Here is a 23,606-nt window from a genome sequence, read left to right as displayed (position 1 = left end):
AATTAAGAAACAATTAGTTTCATTATCTCACATTGAAAGAGAATATTTTCTGTATATAATCCAGGATTTCTTAAAGAATAGAAAAAACTAATGTTTGCAGGAGTCTTATTTGCCCTTACAGCAACAAACGTAAGTGCAATTGATGTGGTAAGTAAAGATGGCAAAGTGGATTTTGGTTCACGTTTTGAAGCAACGGTTTTAACTAACAATGTTGATGGCGGTTGGGAGATGATCTGGGGGCCGAAAGAGCAACTTTGGCTAACGGAACGTGCAGGCAGAAATATCGTGAGCATTGATCCAAAAACAGGAGAAAAAACTGTGTTATATCATTTTGCCAATGCCTATGAGCAATTCCCTCATCAAGGCGTGCTAGGATTAGCATTAGATCCTAACTTTGATGCAGGCGAACCTTATGCCTATGCCGCTTATACTTACAACGATGGCGATAAAAAATTCGCTCGTATTGTTCGTTTAACTTATGATGCCAAAGCGAATAAGTTGGGCGAGGAAAAAATCGTTCTTGATGGCATTATTGCGGGCGTGGATCATAATGCCGGACGCATTAAATTTGGCCCCGATGGCAAAATTTACTACACCACAGGGGATTTAGGGCATAACCAAGGCAAGCACGTTTGTGATGAAATTACCTCACAAAAATTGCCGACTGCTGAGCAAGTGAAAAACCACGATTACAGCGCTTACAACGGAAAAAGTTTGCGTATCAACAAAGACGGCTCAATTCCTGATGATAACCCAGTGATTAAAGGTGTAAAAAGCCACGTTTATACTTATGGACACCGTAATCCACAAGGCTTAGTTTGGGTAGGTAATAACCTTTACAGCACAGAGCAAGGACCTTCCAGTGATGATGAATTAAACAAATTGGAAGCAGGCGGAAACTACGGTTGGCCACACGTTGCAGGCTTTAAAGATGATTTAGCCTATGTTTATGCTAACTATTCGGCGGCAAAAAACTGCCAAAATGTGAAATTCGATCCGAACATTATTCCTGAAGGCGTGCCAACGCAAAAAGAAACAGATTATAAAGAGCCTGTGGTTGATCCTGTAAAAACCTTCTTCACGGTTAATAACGACTACAACTACACCAATGCGACTTGTGGCAAGTTATCATATATTTGTTGGCCAACCATCGCCCCAGGTAATGCGGTTTATTATCCCAAAGATGGCGTAATACCAGAGTTCCGCAACTCATTACTATTGGCAACCTATAAGAGCGGTGCGATTTATCAAGTAAAAATGAACGAAGATGCGAGCAACGTACAAGGCGACACAGCGAAATATTTCACCAGTGCCAACCGCTACCGTAACGCATTGATTAGCCCAGACACCCGTAAAATTTATGTGGTAACTGACAATATGGGGAACGGTCGTCAATTAGATGACACACCAACTTCCAAAATGGCAAACCCAGGTTCAATTATTGTGTTTGAATATGTAGGCAACTAACAAATCGCCTTCCGATCATTAAAGGGTTGAATTTAAAACAATTTCAACCCTTATTTTGTCCTTTCAACGAACGAATTTTCGATTTTTTCGGTTGTGAGGAAACCGAACCGAGATAAATGGCGAACATCGTAATTGCTGCGCCACCCCATTGAATCAGATTGATTGGTTTATCCAGCACGGAATAATCAATCACCAGTGCGGCAATCGGTTCAGAAAGCAGCAACAAACCGGTTACCGCCAATGATAACAACGGCACTGAATAGGCGATCATTCCCCACGCAAAACATTGCATCACCGCACCGTACACAAAAACCCAAAACCAATCCAAGGCGGTTGTCGGATAAAGATTGTCAAAATTAAACAGTAACGAAGGGATAATTAAAGCCAAAATACCGCCGACACTGACCAACAACATTAAAGGGAAAATGGCACAAGGTTCGGCTTCGTGCGTTTTACGAATATAAACCATCGATAACGCCAACAACAAACTGGAGGCAACGCCACTGACAAAGCCCCACAAAGCATTATCATTGTGCTGAAATTCACTGCCGGTAATCAAATAAACACCGATAACTGCCAACACTAAACTGAACAACTGCACTGCGGACTGTTTCTCTTTGAAATAGAAAAAGCCAATAGCGGCAAGAAAGAAAATCTGCAAACTGTTCAATAAGGTGGAAATTCCCGGCCCGACCGCATACACACTTTCGTGCCACAATCCCAAATCAAAAGCTAAAAATACACCTGCCAGTAAACCATAACGAATTGTCTGTTTTGACTTCGGGAACGGTTGTTTGAAAAGTTTTGCTAAAATAAAAAAGATGATTGCCGCAATCAATAACCGCCAAAACGCAATGGCATAAGCGCCCACCGGAACGTGAGCAACAATCAAACTGCCCAAACCGAAAACAATACATCCAATCAAGATGCCGGGAATTGCAAGCTTTTGTTTTTGCATAGAAATTTCCTCAATATGAGATTATTTTTTTGATGCCTGATATAACTCCATTGCTTTCGGCATTAATTTTTCTAAATGTGCTTTACGCGACTGATCGCTCGGGTGAGTAGAAAAAATGGTTGGCACATTACCGCCACCGCCCAATCGCTGCATTTTATCCCATAAACCGGGAGCAACTTGCGGATTATAACCGGCTTGCGCACTCAACATTAAACCAATCTCATCTGCTTCGCTTTCCGCACTACGAGAGAAAGGTTTCATTACCCCAAGATCAGCTACTGTACCAACCATATCCTGAGACAAGCTGCTATCCATTCCCTGATATGCTAATGAAACAGAAACAATAGCTGCCACCACACCGACTGCGGTTTGGCGATTTGCTTGGCTTTTACCGTGCTCCAACAATGCGTGCGCCATTTCGTGTCCTATCACCACCGCGATCTCTTCATCGCTTAAACCTAATTTATTGACTAAACCGGTATAAACCACCATTTTACCGCCCGGCATTGCCCACGCATTCACTTCATTTGATTTAATCACCGACACTTCCCAAGAAAAAGGCACGCCAGTTTTATTGTATTGACGAGCATAAGGCACCATTCGATTAAACACTCGATGCACACGTTTTGCCGTTGTTGAGGTGGTATCAACATTGCCTTTCTGCTTTTCCGCAGCAATCGCTTGACGATATTGGTTCGCCGCACTCTGATTCATTGTGCGGGTATCGGCACAACTTGCCACTAAAAATAAGATAAAACAGCTGCTTAAAATACGTTTAGAAATGGTTGATAACATCATCTTTTTCCCCTGTTCTCTCGGTAAAATGCTCACTATCATTTCTTTTTTTCTATTAAAGATCAATAGCAATTTTTTAACATTTCACCCATTTGCCAGTAAATTTTTGCGATAACGTGCCGGTGTTGTACCGAACTGTGCTTTAAAAGCATCAAAAAATGCCGCCTCCGATTGATAACCGATCTGCGCCATAATTTGGCTTGATGACAAATTTGTCTGCCGTAACAACTTCGCCGCCATCGACATTCTCAGCAAACGAACAAAGGCTTGCACACCCATTCCGCTTAACTGTTGAAAACGACGCGCAAAAGTGGCGCGCGACATATAAGCCTTTTGTGCTAACTGCTCAATGGTGTAATTATCCGCCAAATTGTGAAAAATCGGCGTAATTGCCTTGCTCAAGGCCGGGTCTGAAAACAGCCGAATTAAACTCTGCTGTTCCGACAATGAAGAGAGATGACGCAACGCAAACAGCAATAAAATTTCACACATTGATTTGATTACGGTGGCACTGCCCAAATGACGCGCTAACGCCTCCTGATAAATTAAGCTGGACAACGCACTCAACTGCGGAATCTGTTTCAACGAAACAATCAACGGTTCCGGCAACAGTGATAACAAACCAGCAGCAGCTTGATTCCCTGCTCGGTAATGCCCACAAATCATCTGCAACGAAGGATCTTGTTGGCAATTATGCCGATACAAAATGCCGTTTTGTTGCTCTACCTGCACGGAAGAATATTCCGCCGCATCGCCAATTTGGTGCATACTGCCTTGCGTCCATAAACAGAAATCACCGGCTTGCAAACGGTGCACGCTTTTATCCGATCGCATTTGACAATGACCGCTCAGCAACAAATGAAAACAGGCTTTCCCTTTTTCCGCTTGCGGTGCTTGCATTAAATAGGGCGAACGAAAGCTACAAAAAACATCAATTTCTGTTTTTAAATCTAAAAGTTCCAAAAATTTATCAATACTGTCCATATTCACAAAATAAGACGAAAACATAGTTTTTTGCTATTTTAGCAGCTTTATCGTCTAATCAACATCGTGCAAAATAGCGCCCATCGGACAACAATATGAAGAATTTTAAGGAGCATCTTATGTTAGATTGGAAAAAATTACGCACTCAATTAATGAATCGTTTAGGCTTATTAGGCAAATTACAACCGAATACGATGCAGGCTTATCAACTGCTCAGTAAAGCCGGCGATGACGTGTTGGATTTGAAAACCAAAGAGTTGATTTCGCTTGCTTGTGCGGTAACCACTCGTTGCGATGGTTGTATTGATGTGCACACCGATGCCGCGATTAAAGCCGGTTGCACACAAGAAGAGATTGCAGCGGCATTAAGCGTGGCGATCGCAATGAATACCGGCGCAGCAATGGTTTATTCCGCACGTGTTCTTGATGCACACGAAGCGTGGAAAAATAATAATTAAGCGCAATGCAGATAAAAAAACAAAAGCCGTTATTTCTGAAAAGAATAACGGCTTAATTGCATTAAATGACAAGATTATTTTTTAGCACGCTCAAACGAAGCTAAGATTTCTTCACGCGCTGCGGCGGCATCTGCCCAGCCGTCTACTTTCACCCATTTTCCGGCTTCTAAGGCTTTGTAGCTTTCAAAGAAGTGTTGGATTTGTGCTTTCAATAATGCCGGAATATCGTTCACATCTTTGATGTGATCATATTCTTTCGTTAATTTGCTGTGTGGCACGGCAATCACTTTTGCATCTTGACCTGATTCGTCAGTCATTTTTAACACGCCGACCGGACGGCAACGAATGACTGAACCCGGTTGTAACGGATATGGCGTTGGTACTAAAACATCAACAGGGTCACCATCTAAAGAGAGGGTGTTGTTGATATAACCATAGTTTGCCGGATAGAACATTGCAGTTGCCATAAAACGGTCAACAAATAATGTGCCGGTTTCTTTGTCAACTTCGTATTTAATCGGATCTGAATTCGCCGGAATTTCAATCACAACATAAATATCATCCGGTAATTCTTTGCCGGCAGGTACATTTTTTAAACCCATTGTTTTATTCCTTCTAAGAAAAGTTAATCATTCAGTATATAGGGCATTTTATAAGGCATTGCCCTATAAAAACGTTGCGATTATAGCCCTAATCGCAACAAATTGTCGAGGATTAGCTCAACAGCGTTATTCCATATTGAAATAAGCTCCAAGCAATCATTAGCATAATCACGCCAATCACAAAATCAAGAATTCGCCAAGTGATCGCTTTTCGAAAGAGCGGTGCTAACAATGTTGAGCCGTACGCCAAACCGAAAAACCACGTGGCAGAAACACAAAGTCCGCCAATTAAGAAGGCGATCTTTTCCTGCCACGCCAATGTGCCACCGATACCGCCGATAATCACCACCGTATCAATATAAACGTGCGGATTCAGCAAAGTGACGCTCAACGTTAATAAGATGGTTTTGGCTAAAGACGCACTATTTTCCCCGGCTTGCAGTTGCAAACCGGCATTGCCACGATAAGCGCTGCGCCACGCTCGCAAACCATAAATCAACAAAAAACCGGCTCCAATGAACGCTAATGTCACGGAAGCAACATTATTGTGACTGATAAAAGTTCCCAACCCCAAAACGCCGAGGGTAAACAGCACCACATCACACAAAAAGCAGATTAAGGCAACCGCAAAAATATGCTGTTTCAGCAAGCCTTGTTTCAGCACAAACGCATTTTGTGCACCGATAGCGACAATTAAACTGCCTGTCACTAACACGCCGTGAATAAAAGCGTTCATAGTTCTCCTTGATAAAGATTAACCGCACCTTGATAACCCAGCTGTCGCCAAGCCTCATAAACAGTAACCGCCACTGAATTGGAAAGATTCATACTACGACTGTTGGCACACATCGGAATACGAATTTTCTGTTCAATCGGCATTGTATTTAAAATAGCCATCGGAATGCCTCTGGTTTCCGGCCCGAACATCAAATAATCTCCCAACTGGAACTTCACTTGGCTGTGCGCCGGTCCGCCTTTAGTGGTTAAAGCGAACAGCCGTTTAGGTTGTTCACTCTCTAGAAATTCAGCATAACTTTGATGATGTTTAATTGTGGTGTATTCGTGATAATCCAAACCGGAACGGCGTAAACGCTTGTCATCCCACTGAAAGCCAAGCGGATGAATCAAATGCAAGCGAAAGCCACAGTTAGCACAAAGACGAATAATATTTCCCGTATTTTGTGGGATTTCAGGTTCATAAAGGACAATATCTAACATAATAAAACTTCTTAAAAATTCAAAACAGTTCAATAATTTATTTTTCTTAACTATTATCACAAATTGCTTAGGCACAGAAATGCCTAATCAATTTTTCTAATAATGCTTTGGTCGGTTGAATATATTCCGCCGATAAAAATTCGTCTGGTTGATGCGCCTGTTCGATTGATCCCGGCCCTAACACCAAAGTTGGACAAAGCTGTTGAATAAACGGCGCTTCAGTACAATAGTTAGCAGACACACAAGGCTTGCCTAATAATTTTTCTACCACAGCCACAATTTCTGCTTTGTGTGAGCATTCATAACCCGGAATACCATCATGAAGGTGCTTAATCTGAATCATATCACCGTATTGTTCGATCAACGGTTGTAATTTTTCCTGCACCATTTCATCCAATGATTCCAATCCCATATTCGGCAACGGTCGAATATCAAACTGTAGTTCACAACAACCACAAATACGATTAACGGCATCACCTCCGTGAATAGAACCGAAATTCATTGTTGGATACGGCACCGCAAAAAAATCATTATGAAACTTCGCTTTCAGCTCATTGCGCAACTCAATTAAATGTGCTGTCGCTTGATGCATAATTTCAATCGCATTCACTCCCTTTTCAGGATCACTAGAATGTCCGGAACGTCCGATTACTGTCACGCTATCACCGAAATGTCCTTTATGAGCGCGCACCGGCTGCAACGAAGTTGGCTCACCGATAATAGCACAATCCGGACGAATCTCCGCGTGCTGCGCAAACGTTCTTGCCCCCAACATCGTGGTTTCTTCATCAGCGGTTGCCAAAATCCGCAACGGCTTCTGTAATTTGCTTAAATCCATATCTCGCAACGTGTCGACAATAAAGGCAAAAAAGCCTTTCATATCGGCTGAACCTAACCCATAAAAACGACCCTCTTTTTCAGTTAATTTAAAGGGATCAAACTGCCAACGACCGGCATCAAACGGCACCGTATCGCTATGCCCTGCCAGCAACAATCCGCCGGCACCTTCGCCGTAGGTTGCCAATAAATTGAATTTATGATTTGAGCCGGCAATTGGTAAAATATCGACTTTAAAACCAAGATCGTGCAACCAACTTGCTAATTTCTCAATTAACGGTTGGTTACTATGATCGAGTTTAGGATTATCTGTGCTGCTAATTGTCGGAATTTCAATAAGTTGTGAATATAACGAAAGAAAATTGGGAAGATTTGCCATATTTACCTCAAATAAACATTGATTCAAATAAAATAATTATGCAAAATATTAGCATAATTAATCACTATTTTATTTATTATGCTTAAAACACTCATCATCGGAGCGAGCGGTTATACAGGTGCCGAACTCGCCAACATTATTACCAAACATCCACAATTTGAACTTTGTGGACTCTATGTTTCTGAAAACAGTCTGGATAAAGATAAACCTATTTCCGAGATTTATCCACAACTAAAAAGCGTTGTTGATTTACCTTTACAACCATTACCGCAAGATTTAACCGAATTGGCTAAATATGCAGATTGTGTTTTTCTTGCCACTGCTCACGAAGTAAGCCACCGCCTCGCACCCATCTTTTTAGCCGGTGATTGCAAAGTGTTCGATTTATCCGGTGCTTACCGCGTGAATAATGCCGAGTTCTACCAAAAATTTTACGGCTTTGAACACCAATATCCACAATTATTGGAAAAGGCGGTTTACGGTTTGGCGGAATGGAATGAACAGCAGATTAAACAAACCGATTTGGTTGCCGTTGCCGGTTGTTATCCGACCGTTTCACAACTTTGCCTTAAACCGTTAATTGAAAATGACTTGTTAGATGAACAACAATTACCGATCATCAATGCGGTCAGCGGTGTCAGCGGTGCCGGTCGCAAAGCCAGCCTCACCTCCAGTTTTTGCGAAGTCAGCCTCAATCCTTACGGCGTATTTACCCATCGCCATCAACCGGAAATCGCCACTCATTTAGGCAGAGAAGTGATTTTCACCCCACATTTGGGCAACTTTAAACGTGGTATTTTGGCGACAATTACGGCAAAATTAAAAGCGAATGTCGATACACAACGAGTTAAATCTGCATTTGAACAGGCTTATCACGATAAACCGTTAGTGCGTCTTTATGACCAAGGTTTTCCAAGCATTAAAGCTGTGGAATTCACCCCTTATTGCGATATCGCTTTTGCGATTAAAGATCAGCATATTATTATTATCGGCGCGGAAGATAATCTATTGAAAGGAGCAGCGGCACAAGCGGTTCAATGTGCCAATATTCGTTTCGGTTTTGAACTAACTTTAGGATTAATTTAACACAATGAAACCATTAGTTATTAAAGTTGGCGGTGCATTGCTGGATACACCGCAAGCTATGCAAAATCTGATCTCAACTTTGGCACAATTTAAACGCACACAACAGCGACAAATTGTGATCGTCCACGGTGGCGGTTGTATTGTTGACGAACTGATGCAACGTTTAAATCTGCCGGTACAGAAAAAACAGGGTTTACGCGTTACACCGGCGGATCAAATTGATATTATTACCGGCGCATTGGCGGGAACTGCCAATAAAAAATTGGTCGCAATGGCAAAAACTGCCGGTTTAAATGTGGTCGGGTTAAGTTTGGGTGATGGCAATTTAACCACCGCAACACAGCTTGATGCGGAATTGGGGCACGTTGCCACCGTTCAGCCAAAACAGGTTGCATTATTGAATGCGCTTTTGAATGCAGATTTTCTGCCGATTATCAGCTCCATTGCAATTGATGATGACGGTCGGCTAATGAATGTCAATGCGGATCAGGCAGCCACTGCGATTGCAACTTTGTTACAAGCGGAATTAGTGATGTTATCGGATGTTGACGGTGTGCTTGATCAGCAAAAAAATCTGATTGACGAACTGAATACGGCTCAAATCGAAAAATTAATTGCAGAACAAGTGATTACAGATGGTATGATTGTCAAAGTGAAAGCGGCTCTGACCGCAGCACAAGCATTAAATCAAGCCGTTGAAATTGCAAACTGGAAAAAACCGGAAAAATTAGCAGATTTATTTTCCGGGCAACGTATTGGCACAAGAATTGCACCTTAATTCGGTGCAACAAAAACTTAATGATCTTAATGATAAAGCATGCCGCCGGCTTTGGCGGTTTCGTTTTTTTGAGGAATAAATTATGGCACTTTGGGGCGGTCGTTTTACACAAGCGGCGGATCAACGTTTTAAAAATTTTAATGATTCATTACGTTTCGATTATCGGTTGGCACAACAGGATATCGAAGGTTCTATCGGCTGGTCGAAAGCACTGGTCAGCGTTAATGTTTTCAGCGCAGCGGAACAGAAACAGGTTGAAGCAGCACTGATTGAACTGAAAGAGGCGGTGGCAAATAACCCGGAAATGATTCTGCAGGATGATGCGGAAGATATTCATAGTTGGGTGGAAAGTAAGCTGATTGAAAAAGTGGGCGATCTCGGTAAAAAATTGCACACCGGTCGTAGCCGTAACGATCAGGTGGCGTTGGATATTAAATTATGGTGCAAACAGGAGATCACCTCTTTGCAACAATCTATTCGCCATTTACAAAGCCAACTTATTGTTACCGCGGAAAATAACCAAAATACGGTAATGCCGGGCTACACGCATTTACAACGCGCTCAACCAATCACTTTTGCCCACTGGTGTATGGCATATTTTGAAATGTTGGAACGTGATTTTTCTCGCCTTGCCGATGCTTATCGCCGTTTGGACACCTGCCCGTTAGGTTCAGGCGCTTTGGCAGGAACCGCTTATGCAGTCAATCGTGAGCAGCTGGCGAAAGATCTCGGTTTTCAACGTGCCACTCGCAACAGCTTAGACAGCGTTTCCGATCGTGATCATATTATTGAACTGTTGGCAACCGCCTCGTTAAGTATGGTGCATCTTTCTCGTTATGCCGAAGATTTAATTATCTTTAACAGCGGTGAAGCCAATTTCCTTGAATTATCCGATCGCGTCACTTCCGGTTCTTCATTAATGCCGCAAAAGAAAAATCCGGATGCTTGCGAATTAATTCGTGGTAAAGCCGGACGTGTTATCGGCGCATTAAATGGAATGTTGGTAACGGTCAAAGGTTTACCGCTCGCCTACAACAAAGATATGCAGGAAGATAAAGAGGGCATTTTTGATGCGCTTGACACTTGGCACGCTTGCCTTGATATGGCGGCATTAGTGCTTGAAGACATCAAAGTGCATCAAGAAAAAACACGTAACGCCGCCTTGAAAGGCTACTCAAATGCCACCGAGCTTGCCGATTATTTAGTTGCGAAGGGTGTTCCTTTCCGTGATTCTCACCATATTGTCGGTGAAGCAGTGGTTTATGCGATTAGCAAATCCAAAGCGTTGGAAGAGTTACGTGTCGATGAATTTAGACGTTTCAGCGATGTCATCAGCGAAGATGTGTATGCGATTCTCTCTTTGGAATCCTGTTTAAATAAACGTTGCGCCCAAGGCGGCGTGTCACCGCAACGGGTTGCAGAAGCAATTGAAGAGGCAAAACAGTTAATTAAATAATGCGCTTATTTATCTTAAACTTAAGCCAAGTCATTACTGACTTGGCTTTTGTCGTTTAGCACTTTCCAACAAAATCTATCATTTTAATAGACAAATTTGTTTACCTTTTTATCATTGGCATCCTCCCTATCATGAAGGACGGAGTTTTACGGCACTAGGCTGATAAAAGTGGCAAACTTCACACATCGATTTGCACATACTTAAAAACTTTTTTGCTTAATACGATTACTCATTTCCTCTGTGTTAAACGAAAAAATGGTGTCGAAATTTCGACACCATTCCTTTTTTCCACCAAGCACCTAATGCTTATTTATTCTCTTCTTTCACATTACTGAATGTCGGCGGCAAGCCTTTCATATCAGGAAGTTGGTGCGCAATACCTTTGTGACAATCGATACAAGTACGATTTTCTTTAATCGCCAATTCGTGCATTCTGGCAGCCACTGATTTTTGTTGAGAGAAGTCCATACGGTCAAATTTATGACAGTTACGGCATTCCTGTGAATTGTTGGCTTTCATACGCTCCCATTCACGTTCTGCCATATGCGCACGACGCTGATTAAATTTTTCCAACGTGTCGGTGTAACCCATATAATAGGCATAAACCTCACGTGCCGCTTTAATTTTACGCACAATTTTCGGAATAAATTCGTGCGGAACGTGGCAATCAGGACAACTTGCACTGACACCGCTACGGTTTTGATAGTGCGCGGTATGCAAATATTCCGGATAGACATCGTTGGTATGGCAGCTTGCACAGAACTCCTCAGTGTTGGTCTGCTCAAGTGAATAGTTAAATCCGACCCAAGAAACGATACCGGCAATAAACGCCACCACTAACAACGTACCGACTGCAATTTTGCTCGGGCTTCTAAACCATTTCCAAAAACGCTTGATAATATTCGGTTTTTTTTCTGTTGTCATAGTTTACCTCTTATTGTCCGTAACCCGGCAACGGTTTAAATTCATTAGGCACAATCGCTTTAGCATCTGTTTGTGGCACGTGGCACTGCAAACAGAAATAACGTCTTGGAGATGCGTTCGGTGAAATCGCACCGTCACGCGACATAAAGTGCGTCGGGCTGATACGAGTTGCCCCGGTAATACGAGAATTTTCCGCACTGTGGCAATTTAAACATTGGTTCACATTTTTAGTCACTTGCATACCGGTAACACTATGTGGAATAAGCGGCGGCTGATTCACATAATTTAATGCCGGTGCATTCTGTTCTTTCGGCACATTATGCACTGCTGGTGCAACATTTTCTGCCGCATTTGCCATAGGAATACCCTCTTTTTCTAAAGGAACATTATTGGGATTTTCTTCTGCAGCAAGTACCGATACAGAGAATAAGCTCGCCAACAACAAACCGGCGGCAGAGAATACTTTGATTTTTTTTACCATTTTTCACTCCTGAGAAGGATTAAATCTTGTCGAAAACTTAAAAACATTTTCAGCACATACGTCAAGACAACGTCCGCAACTGATACAATCTTTGGAAAGCACAAGTTGGCTTTCGTCTTTTTTACCGTGTAATGGTGAACGTAAAACTTGTGGTTCAGGACAGACGTTATAACAATCCATACAGTTATCACAACGCTGCCGATCGATCACTTTTACGCGGATAATGCCTTTGGCACCAATCACGCCATAAGTTGCGCCAATCGGACATAAATGCCCGCACCAACCGTGTTCCACCACTAATAAATCAAACACAAATACAGCCACAATCAACCAGATACCGGCACCGAAACCAAAGATTAAGCCGCGTCCTAACGCTGCCACCGGATTCAGCCACTCCCACAATAATGTGCCGCTGATTGCACTGCCAATTAAAATTAAGGCTAACAGCCAATAACGTAAATTGCGTGAAAGCTTTAATGTTTGTCGCCAGCCCAATTTGCGCCGTAACCAAGCCGCACTGTCGGTGACCACATTCAAAGGGCAACACCAGCCGCAGAACACTTTACTACCGACAATCGCATAAAAGGCAATCACAATGACAACGCCGATTAAGCTCGTCAAACTCGGTAGAAAACCACTGGCTAAACTCTCCAACGTAATTAACGGATCGGTTAAAGGAACGGTATCCAGCAACAGACTGCCGCTGTAATTGCCTTTTAAAATCCAAACATTAAATAACGGTCCGCTCAAAAACATCGCCAAGATACTGAATTGGCTTAAACGACGTAATAACAAAAAGCGATTGGCGTGCCACCAACCCAATTTTTGTCGAGCCTCTTTTCCTGCCTCTTTTGGTGAGTTCGCCATTATTTCACCTCCGGCTGTCGTACCGGCAAACTGATGGTTTCGCCTTCAAACAACGAATGACCTGCCTTATCTTTTTCTTGCCAACCGAAACGGTAATGATGCCCGAGAACCCCTTTTGCCAACTGCATCGGCAACACTTTGATCGCCGCTTCTTCCAACACACAAGCCTCTTCACATTTACCACAGCCGGTACAGGCATCGGAATGCACTGTCGGAATGAGATAGGCGTGTTTGCCGGTGCGTTCGTTATGTTGCATTTCCAGCGTAATCGCTTTATCGATTAACGGGCAGACACGATAACAAACATCACAGCGTAAACCTTGCCAGTTAAGGCAGGTTTCGTGATCAAGCAGCACCGCCAACCCCATTCTTGCCTGATTAATATCATCGGCATTCGCATCCAATGCACCACTCGGGCAAGCTTTCGCACAAGGAATATCCTCGCACATTTCGCACGGTTTTTTACGCGCAATAAAATAGGGAGTTCCTGCCTGTAAATCAGAAACCCACGACGCTAAATAAAGCATATCGTATGGGCAAGCCTGCACACACTGTCCGCAGCGGATACAGGCTTCGGTAAACTGTTTCTCATCACTCAACGCAAACGGCGGACGCAACGCTACGCCGTCTTTCGCTAAGCTCTGTTTTTGCGGCAAGCCAAGCAAAATGCCTAAACTTGCCAATCCGCCAACTGTTTTGGTGGCATCTTTTAAGAAACGTCGCCGTTCCGGAGTAATTACACGCTCTTTTTTCATTACCGTTCCAACTAAACTTAATGTTGTTTAGATTTTAGTGACTTTAACCGCACATTTCTTGAAGTCAGTTTCTTTAGAAAGTGGGTCAGTCGCATCTAATGTCAACAAGTTTGTTAATTGTCCTTGATCGAAGAACGTAGTAAACACTAAGCCTCTTGGCGGTTTATTGCGTCCACGAGTATCAATAATAGTTTCCATCTGTCCACGACGGGATGCAATCACTGCCTTATCACCGTGACGTAAGCCGCGATCTTTAGCATCCAACGGGTGCATATAAAGCACGTTGGTCGGGAAGGCACGATGCAATTCCGGCACGCGGCGAGTCATCGTACCGGTATGCCAATGTTCAAGCACACGACCGGTTGATAACCATAGATCGTATTCTTGATCCGGCACTTCTGCAGGTGGCTCATAAGGTGCAGCAAGAATGACGGCACGTTTGTCCGGTTTACCATAGAAGCTGACTTCTTCACCGGCTTTAACATATGGATCATAGCCTTCACGGTAACGCCATAATGTTTCTTTACCGTCAACCACCGGCCAACGTAAACCGCGCGCTTTATGATACATATCAAACGGTGCTAAATCGTGACCGTGACCACGACCGAAAGAGGCATACTCTTCAAATAATCCTTTTTGGATGTAATAACCGAAATGTTCCGCTTCATCATTCGGATGATCACCGATTTCGCTGTTCGGATATTTATTAACTTGACCGTTGGTAAACAACACTTCATAAAGTGTTTTACCTTTAAACTCAGGATTTTTCTCTAAAATTTCTGCCGGCCACATTTCATCAGTGGTGAAATATTTAGAAAATTCTACTAATTGCCACAAGTCGGATTTAGATTCACCCGGCCCTTTCACCATCTGATGCCAGAATTGAGTACGGCGCTCCGCATTACCGTAAGCCCCCTCTTTTTCTACCCACATTGAGGTTGGCAACATCAAATCGGCAGAAATCGCACTTAATGTCGGATATGGGTCGGAAACAATAATAAAGTTTTCCGGATCACGCCAACCAGGCAAACGCTCCTGATTGATGTTCGGCCCAGCCTGCATATTGTTATTACACATTACCCAAAGCACATTCATCTTACGATCTTTGAGCATACGATCCTGTAGCACCGCGTGATAACCGACTTTATCGGAAATAACACCAGCCGGAATCTTCCAAAGTTGTTCTGTGTGTTCACGATGTTTAGGATTGGTGACCACTAAATCCGCCGGCAAACGGTGAGCGAAAGTTCCCACTTCACGCGCTGTACCACAAGCGGAAGGCTGACCGGTTAACGAGAACGGCCCACAACCCGGTTTAGAGATCTTGCCGGTTAACAGATGCACGTTGTACATCATTTGGTTTACCCACACGCCACGTGTATGTTGGTTAAAGCCCATTGTCCAGAAAGAGACCACTTTCTTATTCGGATCGGCATAAATTTTCGCCAATTCTTCCAATAAGCCTTTATCCACACCACTAAGTTCGTGCGCTTTCTCTAATGTATATTCGGAAACAAATGCTTTGAATTCTTCAAAAGTGAAGTTTTCCATTTTGTCGCTGCCCGGATTTTTCGCTGCTTTTTCACGCGGATCAGTTGGGCGCAAACCATAACCGATATCGGTCGCTGCTTTTTTGAAAACGGCGTGTTTGCTGACAAAATCTTCATTGACTGCATTATTTTGAATGATGTAGTTAGCGATATAGTTCAAAATTGCCAAGTCAGATTGCGGAGTAAATACCAAACCATAATCCGCTAATTCAAAACTGCGATGTTCAAAAGTAGAAAGTACGGCAATCTTGCAATCCGGATTGGATAAACGACGGTCGGAAATACGTGACCACAAAATAGGGTGCATTTCCGCCATATTTGAGCCCCAAAGCACCATGACATCCGCCTGTTCGATATCGTTATAACAACCCATAGGTTCATCAATACCGAAAGTACGCATAAAGGCAACCGCTGCAGAAGCCATACAGTGACGTGCGTTCGGGTCAACATTGTTGGAGCGCAAACCGGCTTTAAATAATTTATTTAAAGCGTAACCTTCCCAAATGGTAGATTGTCCGGAAGTGAAACAACCGACAGCGTTTTTACCATTTTTCGCCATCGCTACTTTAAATTTCTCTGCCATTGTTTTAAAAGCAACATCCCAACTGACCGGTTGGAATTCACCATCTTTGGCATATTTACCGTCTTTCATTCTCAACATTGGTTGAGTTAAACGGTCTTTTCCGTACATAATTTTCGGCAAGAAGTAACCTTTAATACAGTTTAAACCACGGTTTACTTCCGCATCCGGATCGCCTTGTGATGCCACAACACGCCCGTTTTGTGTTCCCACTAATACGCCGCATCCGGTACCACAGAAACGACATACCCCTTTTTCCCATCTGATTGAAGTATCTGCCGCTTCAACATTTTTGATAGGAATTGTCATACCGATCGCCGCTGCGGCTGCTGTTGCCGCATTGGCTTTCATAAAATCGCGTCGACTTAAATTCATCATCATCTCCCCACTAAAAAATCACTCGCCTAAGTCCTGTTGATGATAGACCAAAGAAACATTGATTACGCCGTCAATATTGCGCGCGTTCTCCATATTTTCCAATAAAATCCGTTGGTTATGTGACTGCATTACTACCACTAATTTTCCCAACTTCGGATCGGAACCGTGTATTTCAGTATGCGGAACTGCTAACAACGCGGCAGAAATCTGATCCAGTTTTTCCGGACGACCTTGCACCACCACACCGCATACGTGCCACTCTTGGGCATTTTCCATAGAAATATTTTCAGTCATTTTCTATATCTGATTCTGTACTAACATTGAAATTGCCTGCACCGGACAAGCCGCTACACAAGCACCACAACCATTACAACTTTGCAAATCCAATTGTGGCTGGGCAACTTTTCCTAACATCGGTTTAAAAAAAATCGCTCGCCACTCACAACTATCCTGACAACTACGGCACTCAACCTGTTTATTGGTTAAACAATTATCCGCTATTGAAATTTTATGTTGCCACGCTTCGGTTGTGGTCGGTCGAAATATCGGCTGTTGACAGGCTTCAACACATTTCTGACAAAATGTGCATTCCGCTTGTTGAAAAGAAACCTGCGGAAAACCGCGTTCATCCTTGATTAACACTTGCGTTTCACACTGCGCAATGCAATCTCCGCATTGAGTGCACTGTTGAAAAAATATCTCGCTGTCCGCCCACGGCGGTAAAATCGTTTTTTTATTGACTACCGTTGTGGCTTCACGAATCTTGCCGCTAAGGAATTTTCGCCGAGATAAATCTATATTTTGCATAATGGACGCAAGCTTTCTAACGATTAATTAACCAATGATTATTATCGAAATAAACTACCGCAAGTCAGTAACCGCTATGAGGTATATTATGTTTTTTTGCTTTTTTCTTGAGATAAATCAAAACAATGATCATCTCTTTTTTCACAAAAACCGTGGTAGGTTATCGCCACAATATTGCGGCTGGAGTAAAATGCCTGCCTTACTGTTAAGAATTTGGAGAAAAACGTGGCGAAATATTCGGTTTTAACCCGTGTAGCGAAATATTTAATCGGCATTATTTTATTGGCAAGTTTTTGTATTTCCTTAGTATTTGCACTGTTGATCAGTAGCCAAAGTGATGCGGAAGCGATCAATTTAGCCGGTTCACTGCGTATGCAGGCTTATCGCCTGATTTACCAAATGGAACACGAGCAAGATACAGTTGCGCACAATTTGCAGCAATATACGCAAACTTTACAGGAAAAAACCTTAAATGATCTACAAAACAGCTACTTTGTGCCGGCTAACGTCAAAGCTGCTTATCAAAATGTGGTCAATAATTGGCAGCAGATGAGCAGTTTTGTGCGCCAACAACAAATTAATCAATATCAAGCCCAAGTCGATCAATATGTTGCCAAAGTGGATGATTTTGTCGCCGAATTGCAACATTTCTCCGAACGCAAAATTATTATGGCGATACTGATTAGTATCTTCTCCATTATCACGATTTTGGTGATCGGTTCTTATATGCTGTGGTATATGAAGCGTGAAGTGCTGAACCCAATCGAAAAATTGGTGCAGGCAAGCACACAAGTGCAAACCGGACATTTTAAACATATTCCGTTGGATGTGGACAAACCGAACGAACTCGGCACGCTTTCTGAAACTTTCACCAAAATGGCAAGTGAGTTACAGAAACTTTACTGGTTCTTAGAAGAAAAAGTGAGCGAAAAAACAAAAAAACTAAGCCAATTAAATCGCACACTCTCAATGTTGTTTCATACTTCGCAAAAAATTACCCACATCGATCTGGATTACAATCAATTAACCGAAGTGATCGCCGAAATTCGTGCCAGCGAACATTTGCGTTATATCGAACTGATTGTTTACGGTGCGGAACATCTTGATCTCTCATCGGGCAAAGCGGAAGACAATTATCCGTGGCAAGAGCAAAAAATCAGCGTCAACGGCAAACTCCTTTCCTGTTTACGCTGGCAGGCAGGTTTACCTTGTCCCGATTTACGCCTAATGCAAAGTGTTGCACAAATGCTGGGACGCGCAATTTACTTTATCCAAACGCAACGTCAACAACAACAGTTGGTATTAATGGAAGAACGCTCAATTATCGCCAGAGAATTGCACGATTCGTTGGCGCAGGTGTTGGCATTTTTACAAATTCAGCTCACATTGTTGAAACACGCCTTAAAAAGCAGCGATCCGCAAGCCAAAGAGAAGAGTTTTAAAATTATCGCCGATTTTGAACAAGCACTTAACGATGGTTATGTGCAGCTGCGCGAACTGCTTTCCACTTTCCGCTTAACCATTCAGGAAGCCAACCTCAAATTGGCGTTGGAACAGGTGATTGAATCATTACGCAATCAAAGCGATGCGCAAATTACACTGGAATGCTCATTGCCGTCACAAATTTTCACGGCACAACAGTTGGTACACGCGTTGCAAGTTGTGCGCGAAGCGTTACTGAATGCGATTAAACATTCTCAAGCGACCTTAATTGAGGTGATCGCACATACCAATCAAGACGGCGAAAATGAAATTATCGTTGCCGATAATGGTATCGGCATTCCTTCTTTGGATGAACCGGAGGGACATTACGGCTTAAATATTATGCAAGAACGCACCGCACAACTGAATGCGACTTTAACCATTCAACGCCGCCCGACCGGCGGTACGGAAGTCAAAATTTTATTGGCGGATACCTTGGCGGAGTAATCAATATTGCTTTAAGTAATATTATTGAAAAAGAAATATCGATAAAATATTATACTCTTTTTCTTTTATGCTTATTAACTAACAGGAGCTTATTTATGTATTGTCGTTATTGTGGACATCAAATCAATGAAGACCAAACTTATTGTGGCTACTGCGGTAAAATGCAAAATAGTCCAGCTAACGCCACGTCATCTTCACAATCTTCACAAAAAAACGAATCATCTCATTATAATCCAGCATTTGCTATAAATAACGTTACTTTACGTGACCGTTTTCTTGCTCTCAGTGCAGAACTGTTTTTGAATCCTTGGTTATACTTTATAGGAATAATTCCTGCACTTATCTCTATTATTAATAATGGAGCTATTAAGGACACTGAAACACTAATATATATAGTATTTTTTCCTTGTATTCCTATTCTTCTTATTAGACCATTATTTTATCATTATAAAAAGCAAGGTATTTTTGGTTTCTTACTAGGTATTACTCTAAAAAACAAATATAACCAACCAATATCTCTCAAAAAATATCTATTTAGAATTTTAATTAAATCCATATTATTGTTTATATTTGCCGGAATTTTCTTGGCACTCACACTTGCTATCCTTGCTATTGAAAAAAAAAGTGACAGGCCTATTTTAACGTTGTCTTTACTCCCCTTTATAGGTTATGGTGGATTACCATTTCTAATTTATGTTCTTAGTTTTTTTATTCAAAAAGAAACTATACCTCATCTATTTTATGATAAATGGCTAAATACTTTTGTTGAAAAAACAACTCCCCCCAAATATGGTCGCATAGCAACTCACGCTTTTATCATTATAAACCTTACCTTATTCACGTTGATTAACTTAAATGAAAGTGGCCTATTAACTACTAATATATTTAACAACAATATTAAGACCTGTATAGATTCCTATGATAGTAATAAACCACTTAATACACTAGAACTAGCAGCAAAACCTTGTTTAGCCGCTGAAAATTCAAATAACAGTGAAGTACAGTGGCGGTTAGGAATGCTTTACAACTTTGGAAAGGGAGTGCCTCAAGATTATCAAAAAGCTAAATACTATTATGAACTTAGTGCTAATCAAGGTAATAGTGATGCTCAATGGATGTTAGGTAATCTTTACGAGTTGGGAATGGGAGTGCCTCAAGATTATCAAAAAGCTAAATACTATTATGAACTTAGTGCTAACCAAGGTAATAGTGACGCTCAATGGCGGTTAGGAATACTTTACAACTTGGGAAAGGGAGTGCCTCAAGATTACCAAAAAGCTAAATACTATTATGAACTTAGTGCTAATCAGGGTAATAGTGACGCTCAATGGGCGTTAGGAACACTTTACCAGTTTGGATTGGGAGTGCCTCAAGATTATCAAAAAGCCAAATACTATTACGAACTTAGCGCCAATCAAGGTAATAGTGACGCTCAATGGCGGTTAGGAATACTTTACTACTTGGGAATGGGAGTGCCTGAAGATTACCAAAAAGCTAAATACTATTATGAACTTAGTGCTAACCAAGGTAATAGTGACGCTCAATGGCGGTTAGGAATACTTTACGAGTTGGGAAAGGGAGTGCCTCAAGATTATCAAAAAGCCAAATACTATTATGAACTTAGTGCTAATCAAGGTAATAGTATGGCTCAAGTGGGCTTAGGAATGCTTTACCACTCTGGATTGGGAGTGCCTCAAGATTACCAAAAAGCTAAATACTATTATGAACTTAGTGCTAATCAAGGTAATAGTAAGGCTCAATGGCGGTTAGGTAATCTTTACGCCTTGGGATTAGGCGTGACTCAAGATTACCAAAAAGCTAAATACTATTATGAACTTAGTGCTAATCAAGGTAATAGTGACGCTCAATGGTCGTTAGGAACACTTTACGAATTGGGAAAGGGAGTGCCTCAAGATTACCAAAAAGCTAGATATTATTATAAGCTAAGTGCCGATCAAGGTAATACAATAGGTAAAGCGTCATTAGAATTATTAAACAAATAAACCTACGATAAAATATCATAGACTTAGCAGAACCTATTTACTTAATAACTTGGCACTTTCAGCAGTAATTAATGGATGATAAATCTATCATCCATTAATAAAGCATTCTATAGATAAATATTACTTGAACAAAAGAATATGAGTCTTTGAAAAGCTAGAGAAAATTTAAAAACAGAAGCATAAAAAATCTCGCACTTAGGCGAGATTTTTTATCGTTATTTATGCGCACGTTCCAGCTGTTTTTTATATTTCACCAGCTTATCTTTAATGCGGTTGCGTTTCAGTGGAGAAAGATAATCAACAAACATCACACCGTTTAAATGATCGATTTCGTGCTGAATACAGATTGCCAACAGATCGCTTGCTTCCAATGTAAACGGCTCACCGTTGCGATCCAACGCTTTAACCGTAACTTTCTCTTTACGTGGCACCAAACCTCTAAAGCCGGGTACTGATAAACAGCCCTCTTCAATCCCGGTTTCGCCGTCACTCTCGACAATTTCCGGATTAATCAGAACAAGTTGATTGCTTTTATCGCCCTCAACATCAATCGTGATAATACGTTGATGACGGTTAACCTGCGTTGCCGCTAAACCAATCCCTTCTTGTTCATACATTGTTTCAAACATATTATCGATAAATTCCCGAATTTCATCGTCCACCTTTTCCACCGGTGCTGCCACCGTTCTTAAACGCTCATCGGGAAAACATAACACATCTAATATCGCCATACGCTCTTCCTTTTTTCAAAACCTTGCATTTTACTGATTTTTTCAATAATTAACACACCCAATTCTACCGCAAAAAGCGGATTTATTTTTAATCTGCGATCCGCTTCGCACTTTTTCAAACTCAACACTGACAACGGCTATTAATGGGGTAAAGTGCCTTTTTTTCAATCTGTTTTCGACTTTTTCAATCGTTTTCCGCTATGCAAACAGTAACCACACTTTTACGTTTAGCACTGCTGCCGCAATTCGGTGCTATCAAAATTCAACAACTGCTTGAACAAATCTCACTAGATACGCTGCTCAGCTACGATCGACAAACACTCAGCCAAATCGGTTGGAACACTGCGCAAATTCAAGCTTGGTACTCGCCGCAACAAGCAATTATTGACTCCATTCTAAATTGGCAGCAACAGGCAGGAAATCATATTCTGCACTATTTTGATCACAGTTACCCATTCTTGTTGAAACAAACTCGCTCCGCACCACCATTGCTGTTTGTAAAAGGTAACATTGATGTGCTCTCTTCGCCACAAATCGCTATGGTAGGCAGTCGCTATTGTTCACCTTATGGCGAACATTACGCCCAAACCATCGCCGGCGAACTGGCACATAGCGGCATCACCATTAACAGCGGTTTAGCCTTAGGCATTGATGGCATTTGTCATCGTGCCGCTTTGGATAATCACGGCAAAACCGTTGCTGTTTTGGGCAGCGGCTTGGATCAACTCTATCCGGCTCGCCACAAAAAATTGGCACAACAGATTCTGGAAAACAACGGTGCATTGCTGTCGGAACTGTTTCCCGACACGCCACCCATTGCCGAAAATTTTCCACGCCGAAACCGTATTATCAGCGGCCTCTCGTTCGGCACTATCGTCATCGAAGCCTCGCAAAAAAGTGGTTCATTGATCACCGCTCGGCTGGCACTGGAACAGAATCGTGAAGTGTTCGCTGTACCGGGTGCGTTGGACAATCCGTTAAGCCAAGGTTGCCACTATTTAATTAAACAGGGAGCGTGGTTAATTGAAAATGCACAGGATGTGTTGGAAATTCTAACACCGCAAATTTCATCATTAATGCCGTTTACACCAGCAATAGCAGCGCAAACACCAACGCCAACCGGCAATCGTGCTACTGCACAAAACACGATCACAATATCGCCACAAGCAAAATCTGGTTACACGCCGCCGACCATCAACAAAAAAGCGATGATCAAACTTGATATTCCGCCACAACATCAAGCATTAATGCAACAATTAAACAGTGCAACTGCGATTTCACCGGATGAACTTTCGACTGCATTAAATCGCCCTATCAATCAAATTCTTACCGATCTATTGGAACTGGAAATTCTCGGTGCAGTGCAACAGATTCAAGGCGGTTATATTAAAAATATCGTCTAATTCATTGAATAAATTAACTTCACGATATTCACTATTTTTATAAACAGAAATAGGTACTACATTTTTCAAAGTACTTTAAACTAATGACGAAGATCCAGAAAAGAAACAAGACTTTTTATCTGATAAATAAAGGTAATAAGACTGCATTTTGAATAAAATTTTAGGGGCTGTAGTAGATTA

General features: G+C 41.9%; 23 protein-coding genes. 8 read left to right on the top strand and 15 right to left on the bottom strand.

The features are described from left to right. Positions 1–90: 90 nt before the first annotated feature. Positions 91–1,467 carry a glucose/sorbosone family PQQ-dependent dehydrogenase gene (locus P375_RS04375; RefSeq protein WP_039134796.1) on the top strand — a complete coding sequence of 459 codons (1,377 nt, stop codon included), beginning with the start codon at positions 91–93 and terminating at the stop codon, positions 1,465–1,467. Between the two features lie 43 nt (positions 1,468–1,510). Here P375_RS04375 and P375_RS04370 read toward each other — a convergent pair whose 3' ends face one another. The 3 genes from P375_RS04370 to P375_RS04360 all read right to left on the bottom strand — a co-directional run bounded on the left by P375_RS04370 (position 1,511) and on the right by P375_RS04360 (position 4,204). Then, positions 1,511–2,425 (bottom strand): DMT family transporter, encoded by a 915-nt coding sequence (locus P375_RS04370; RefSeq protein WP_039134794.1) that lies wholly within the window; start codon positions 2,423–2,425, stop codon positions 1,511–1,513. Between the two features lie 21 nt (positions 2,426–2,446). After that, complete coding sequence (locus P375_RS04365; protein WP_039134857.1) at positions 2,447–3,220, bottom strand: M48 family metallopeptidase; 774 nt, start codon at positions 3,218–3,220, stop codon at positions 2,447–2,449. An 84-nt stretch (positions 3,221–3,304) separates the two neighbouring features. Next, complete coding sequence (locus P375_RS04360; protein WP_245176419.1) at positions 3,305–4,204, bottom strand: cupin domain-containing protein; 900 nt, start codon at positions 4,202–4,204, stop codon at positions 3,305–3,307. Between the two features lie 119 nt (positions 4,205–4,323). On the opposite strand from P375_RS04360, the gene P375_RS04355 reads away from it, so the two are divergent. Then, on the top strand, positions 4,324–4,662 hold the full coding sequence (locus P375_RS04355; protein ID WP_013746054.1) for a carboxymuconolactone decarboxylase family protein: 339 nt from the start codon (positions 4,324–4,326) through the stop codon (positions 4,660–4,662). A 74-nt stretch (positions 4,663–4,736) separates the two neighbouring features. Here P375_RS04355 and ppa read toward each other — a convergent pair whose 3' ends face one another. The 4 genes from ppa to argE form a co-directional block, all read right to left on the bottom strand. Next, on the bottom strand, positions 4,737–5,264 hold the full coding sequence (gene ppa / locus P375_RS04350) for an inorganic diphosphatase (RefSeq protein ID WP_021461616.1): 528 nt from the start codon (positions 5,262–5,264) through the stop codon (positions 4,737–4,739). A 112-nt stretch (positions 5,265–5,376) separates the two neighbouring features. Next, entirely contained in the window at positions 5,377–6,000 is a 624-nt protein-coding gene (locus P375_RS04345; RefSeq protein WP_021461615.1) for a LysE/ArgO family amino acid transporter, read from the bottom strand. Then, the gene (gene trmL, locus P375_RS04340) at positions 5,997–6,482 is read right to left on the bottom strand and encodes a tRNA (uridine(34)/cytosine(34)/5-carboxymethylaminomethyluridine(34)-2'-O)-methyltransferase TrmL (RefSeq protein WP_013746051.1); all 486 of its coding nucleotides are present in this window, start codon (positions 6,480–6,482) and stop codon (positions 5,997–5,999) included. Before trmL ends, P375_RS04345 begins: the two co-directional genes overlap by 4 nt. A 67-nt stretch (positions 6,483–6,549) precedes the next feature. Beyond that, complete coding sequence (argE, locus tag P375_RS04335) at positions 6,550–7,698, bottom strand: acetylornithine deacetylase (RefSeq protein ID WP_039134790.1); 1,149 nt, start codon at positions 7,696–7,698, stop codon at positions 6,550–6,552. Positions 7,699–7,776: 78 nt separating this feature from the next. Here argE and argC point away from each other — a divergent pair, with 78 nt between their 5' ends. From argC to argH, 3 genes are all read left to right on the top strand, one after another. Continuing rightward, complete coding sequence (gene argC / locus P375_RS04330; protein WP_039134787.1) at positions 7,777–8,784, top strand: N-acetyl-gamma-glutamyl-phosphate reductase; 1,008 nt, start codon at positions 7,777–7,779, stop codon at positions 8,782–8,784. A 4-nt stretch (positions 8,785–8,788) separates the two neighbouring features. Beyond that, positions 8,789–9,562, top strand: coding sequence for an acetylglutamate kinase (gene argB / locus P375_RS04325; protein WP_039134784.1), 774 nt, complete (start codon positions 8,789–8,791; stop codon positions 9,560–9,562). 82 nt (positions 9,563–9,644) lie between these two features. Beyond that, positions 9,645–11,018 carry an argininosuccinate lyase gene (gene argH, locus P375_RS04320; RefSeq protein ID WP_039134782.1) on the top strand — a complete coding sequence of 458 codons (1,374 nt, stop codon included), beginning with the start codon at positions 9,645–9,647 and terminating at the stop codon, positions 11,016–11,018. 306 nt (positions 11,019–11,324) lie between these two features. Here argH and P375_RS04315 read toward each other — a convergent pair whose 3' ends face one another. Genes P375_RS04315 through napF form a run of 7 tightly spaced genes read right to left on the bottom strand, consistent with a single transcriptional unit; the run spans position 11,325 to position 17,360 of the window. Continuing rightward, positions 11,325–11,942 carry a cytochrome c3 family protein gene (locus P375_RS04315; protein ID WP_039082664.1) on the bottom strand — a complete coding sequence of 206 codons (618 nt, stop codon included), beginning with the start codon at positions 11,940–11,942 and terminating at the stop codon, positions 11,325–11,327. A gap of 10 nt (positions 11,943–11,952) precedes the next feature. Beyond that, positions 11,953–12,423, bottom strand: a complete 471-nt coding sequence (locus P375_RS04310) for a nitrate reductase cytochrome c-type subunit (RefSeq protein WP_039134779.1) — start codon at positions 12,421–12,423, stop codon at positions 11,953–11,955. A 3-nt stretch (positions 12,424–12,426) separates the two neighbouring features. Continuing rightward, on the bottom strand, positions 12,427–13,290 hold the full coding sequence (gene napH / locus P375_RS04305) for a quinol dehydrogenase ferredoxin subunit NapH (RefSeq protein ID WP_018345504.1): 864 nt from the start codon (positions 13,288–13,290) through the stop codon (positions 12,427–12,429). Further along, a complete protein-coding gene (gene napG, locus P375_RS04300; protein WP_013746043.1) occupies positions 13,290–14,045 on the bottom strand; it encodes a ferredoxin-type protein NapG in 756 nt (251 codons plus the stop codon). The genes napH and napG overlap by 1 nt, the downstream gene beginning before the upstream one ends. Before the next feature lie 27 nt (positions 14,046–14,072). Continuing rightward, positions 14,073–16,550, bottom strand: coding sequence for a nitrate reductase catalytic subunit NapA (gene napA, locus P375_RS04295; RefSeq protein ID WP_039134776.1), 2,478 nt, complete (start codon positions 16,548–16,550; stop codon positions 14,073–14,075). A 21-nt stretch (positions 16,551–16,571) separates the two neighbouring features. Further along, entirely contained in the window at positions 16,572–16,847 is a 276-nt protein-coding gene (locus tag P375_RS04290) for a chaperone NapD (protein ID WP_013746041.1), read from the bottom strand. Between the two features lie 3 nt (positions 16,848–16,850). Then, positions 16,851–17,360, bottom strand: a complete 510-nt coding sequence (gene napF / locus P375_RS04285) for a ferredoxin-type protein NapF (RefSeq protein ID WP_018345501.1) — start codon at positions 17,358–17,360, stop codon at positions 16,851–16,853. A 225-nt stretch (positions 17,361–17,585) separates the two neighbouring features. Between napF and narQ the strand changes: the two genes are divergently transcribed. Further along, complete coding sequence (narQ, locus tag P375_RS04280) at positions 17,586–19,289, top strand: nitrate/nitrite two-component system sensor histidine kinase NarQ (RefSeq protein ID WP_245176418.1); 1,704 nt, start codon at positions 17,586–17,588, stop codon at positions 19,287–19,289. A 95-nt stretch (positions 19,290–19,384) separates the two neighbouring features. Continuing rightward, on the top strand, positions 19,385–21,292 hold the full coding sequence (locus P375_RS11965) for an SEL1-like repeat protein (protein WP_052121790.1): 1,908 nt from the start codon (positions 19,385–19,387) through the stop codon (positions 21,290–21,292). Between the two features lie 215 nt (positions 21,293–21,507). On the opposite strand, the gene def is transcribed toward P375_RS11965, so the two are convergent. Continuing rightward, positions 21,508–22,023, bottom strand: coding sequence for a peptide deformylase (def, locus tag P375_RS04270; RefSeq protein WP_018345499.1), 516 nt, complete (start codon positions 22,021–22,023; stop codon positions 21,508–21,510). Between the two features lie 200 nt (positions 22,024–22,223). Here def and dprA point away from each other — a divergent pair, with 200 nt between their 5' ends. Continuing rightward, entirely contained in the window at positions 22,224–23,426 is a 1,203-nt protein-coding gene (gene dprA / locus P375_RS04265) for a DNA-processing protein DprA (RefSeq protein WP_039134768.1), read from the top strand. Positions 23,427–23,606: the final 180 nt, after the last annotated feature.

It is taken from the genome of Gallibacterium genomosp. 2, from assembly GCF_000771895.1.
Taxonomy (GTDB): Bacteria; Pseudomonadota; Gammaproteobacteria; order Enterobacterales; family Pasteurellaceae; genus Gallibacterium.
This window is presented reverse-complemented; position numbering and strand designations above follow the sequence as displayed.

Bases quoted from the DNA above. Each gene is read 5' to 3' on its own strand.
- P375_RS04375 (WP_039134796.1), top strand. From the start codon at position 91: ATGTTTGCAGGAGTCTTATTTGCCCTTACAGCAACAAACGTAAGTGCA.
- P375_RS04370 (WP_039134794.1), bottom strand. From the start codon at position 2,425: ATGCAAAAACAAAAGCTTGCAATTCCCGGCATCTTGATTGGATGTATT.
- P375_RS04365 (WP_039134857.1), bottom strand. From the start codon at position 3,220: ATGTTATCAACCATTTCTAAACGTATTTTAAGCAGCTGTTTTATCTTA.
- P375_RS04360 (WP_245176419.1), bottom strand. From the start codon at position 4,204: ATGGACAGTATTGATAAATTTTTGGAACTTTTAGATTTAAAAACAGAA.
- P375_RS04355 (WP_013746054.1), top strand. From the start codon at position 4,324: ATGTTAGATTGGAAAAAATTACGCACTCAATTAATGAATCGTTTAGGC.
- ppa (WP_021461616.1), bottom strand. From the start codon at position 5,264: ATGGGTTTAAAAAATGTACCTGCCGGCAAAGAATTACCGGATGATATT.
- P375_RS04345 (WP_021461615.1), bottom strand. From the start codon at position 6,000: ATGAACGCTTTTATTCACGGCGTGTTAGTGACAGGCAGTTTAATTGTC.
- trmL (WP_013746051.1), bottom strand. From the start codon at position 6,482: ATGTTAGATATTGTCCTTTATGAACCTGAAATCCCACAAAATACGGGA.
- argE (WP_039134790.1), bottom strand. From the start codon at position 7,698: ATGGCAAATCTTCCCAATTTTCTTTCGTTATATTCACAACTTATTGAA.
- argC (WP_039134787.1), top strand. From the start codon at position 7,777: ATGCTTAAAACACTCATCATCGGAGCGAGCGGTTATACAGGTGCCGAA.
- argB (WP_039134784.1), top strand. From the start codon at position 8,789: ATGAAACCATTAGTTATTAAAGTTGGCGGTGCATTGCTGGATACACCG.
- argH (WP_039134782.1), top strand. From the start codon at position 9,645: ATGGCACTTTGGGGCGGTCGTTTTACACAAGCGGCGGATCAACGTTTT.
- P375_RS04315 (WP_039082664.1), bottom strand. From the start codon at position 11,942: ATGACAACAGAAAAAAAACCGAATATTATCAAGCGTTTTTGGAAATGG.
- P375_RS04310 (WP_039134779.1), bottom strand. From the start codon at position 12,423: ATGGTAAAAAAAATCAAAGTATTCTCTGCCGCCGGTTTGTTGTTGGCG.
- napH (WP_018345504.1), bottom strand. From the start codon at position 13,290: ATGGCGAACTCACCAAAAGAGGCAGGAAAAGAGGCTCGACAAAAATTG.
- napG (WP_013746043.1), bottom strand. From the start codon at position 14,045: ATGAAAAAAGAGCGTGTAATTACTCCGGAACGGCGACGTTTCTTAAAA.
- napA (WP_039134776.1), bottom strand. From the start codon at position 16,550: ATGAATTTAAGTCGACGCGATTTTATGAAAGCCAATGCGGCAACAGCA.
- P375_RS04290 (WP_013746041.1), bottom strand. From the start codon at position 16,847: ATGACTGAAAATATTTCTATGGAAAATGCCCAAGAGTGGCACGTATGC.
- napF (WP_018345501.1), bottom strand. From the start codon at position 17,360: ATGCAAAATATAGATTTATCTCGGCGAAAATTCCTTAGCGGCAAGATT.
- P375_RS11965 (WP_052121790.1), top strand. From the start codon at position 19,385: ATGTATTGTCGTTATTGTGGACATCAAATCAATGAAGACCAAACTTAT.
- def (WP_018345499.1), bottom strand. From the start codon at position 22,023: ATGGCGATATTAGATGTGTTATGTTTTCCCGATGAGCGTTTAAGAACG.
- dprA (WP_039134768.1), top strand. From the start codon at position 22,224: ATGCAAACAGTAACCACACTTTTACGTTTAGCACTGCTGCCGCAATTC.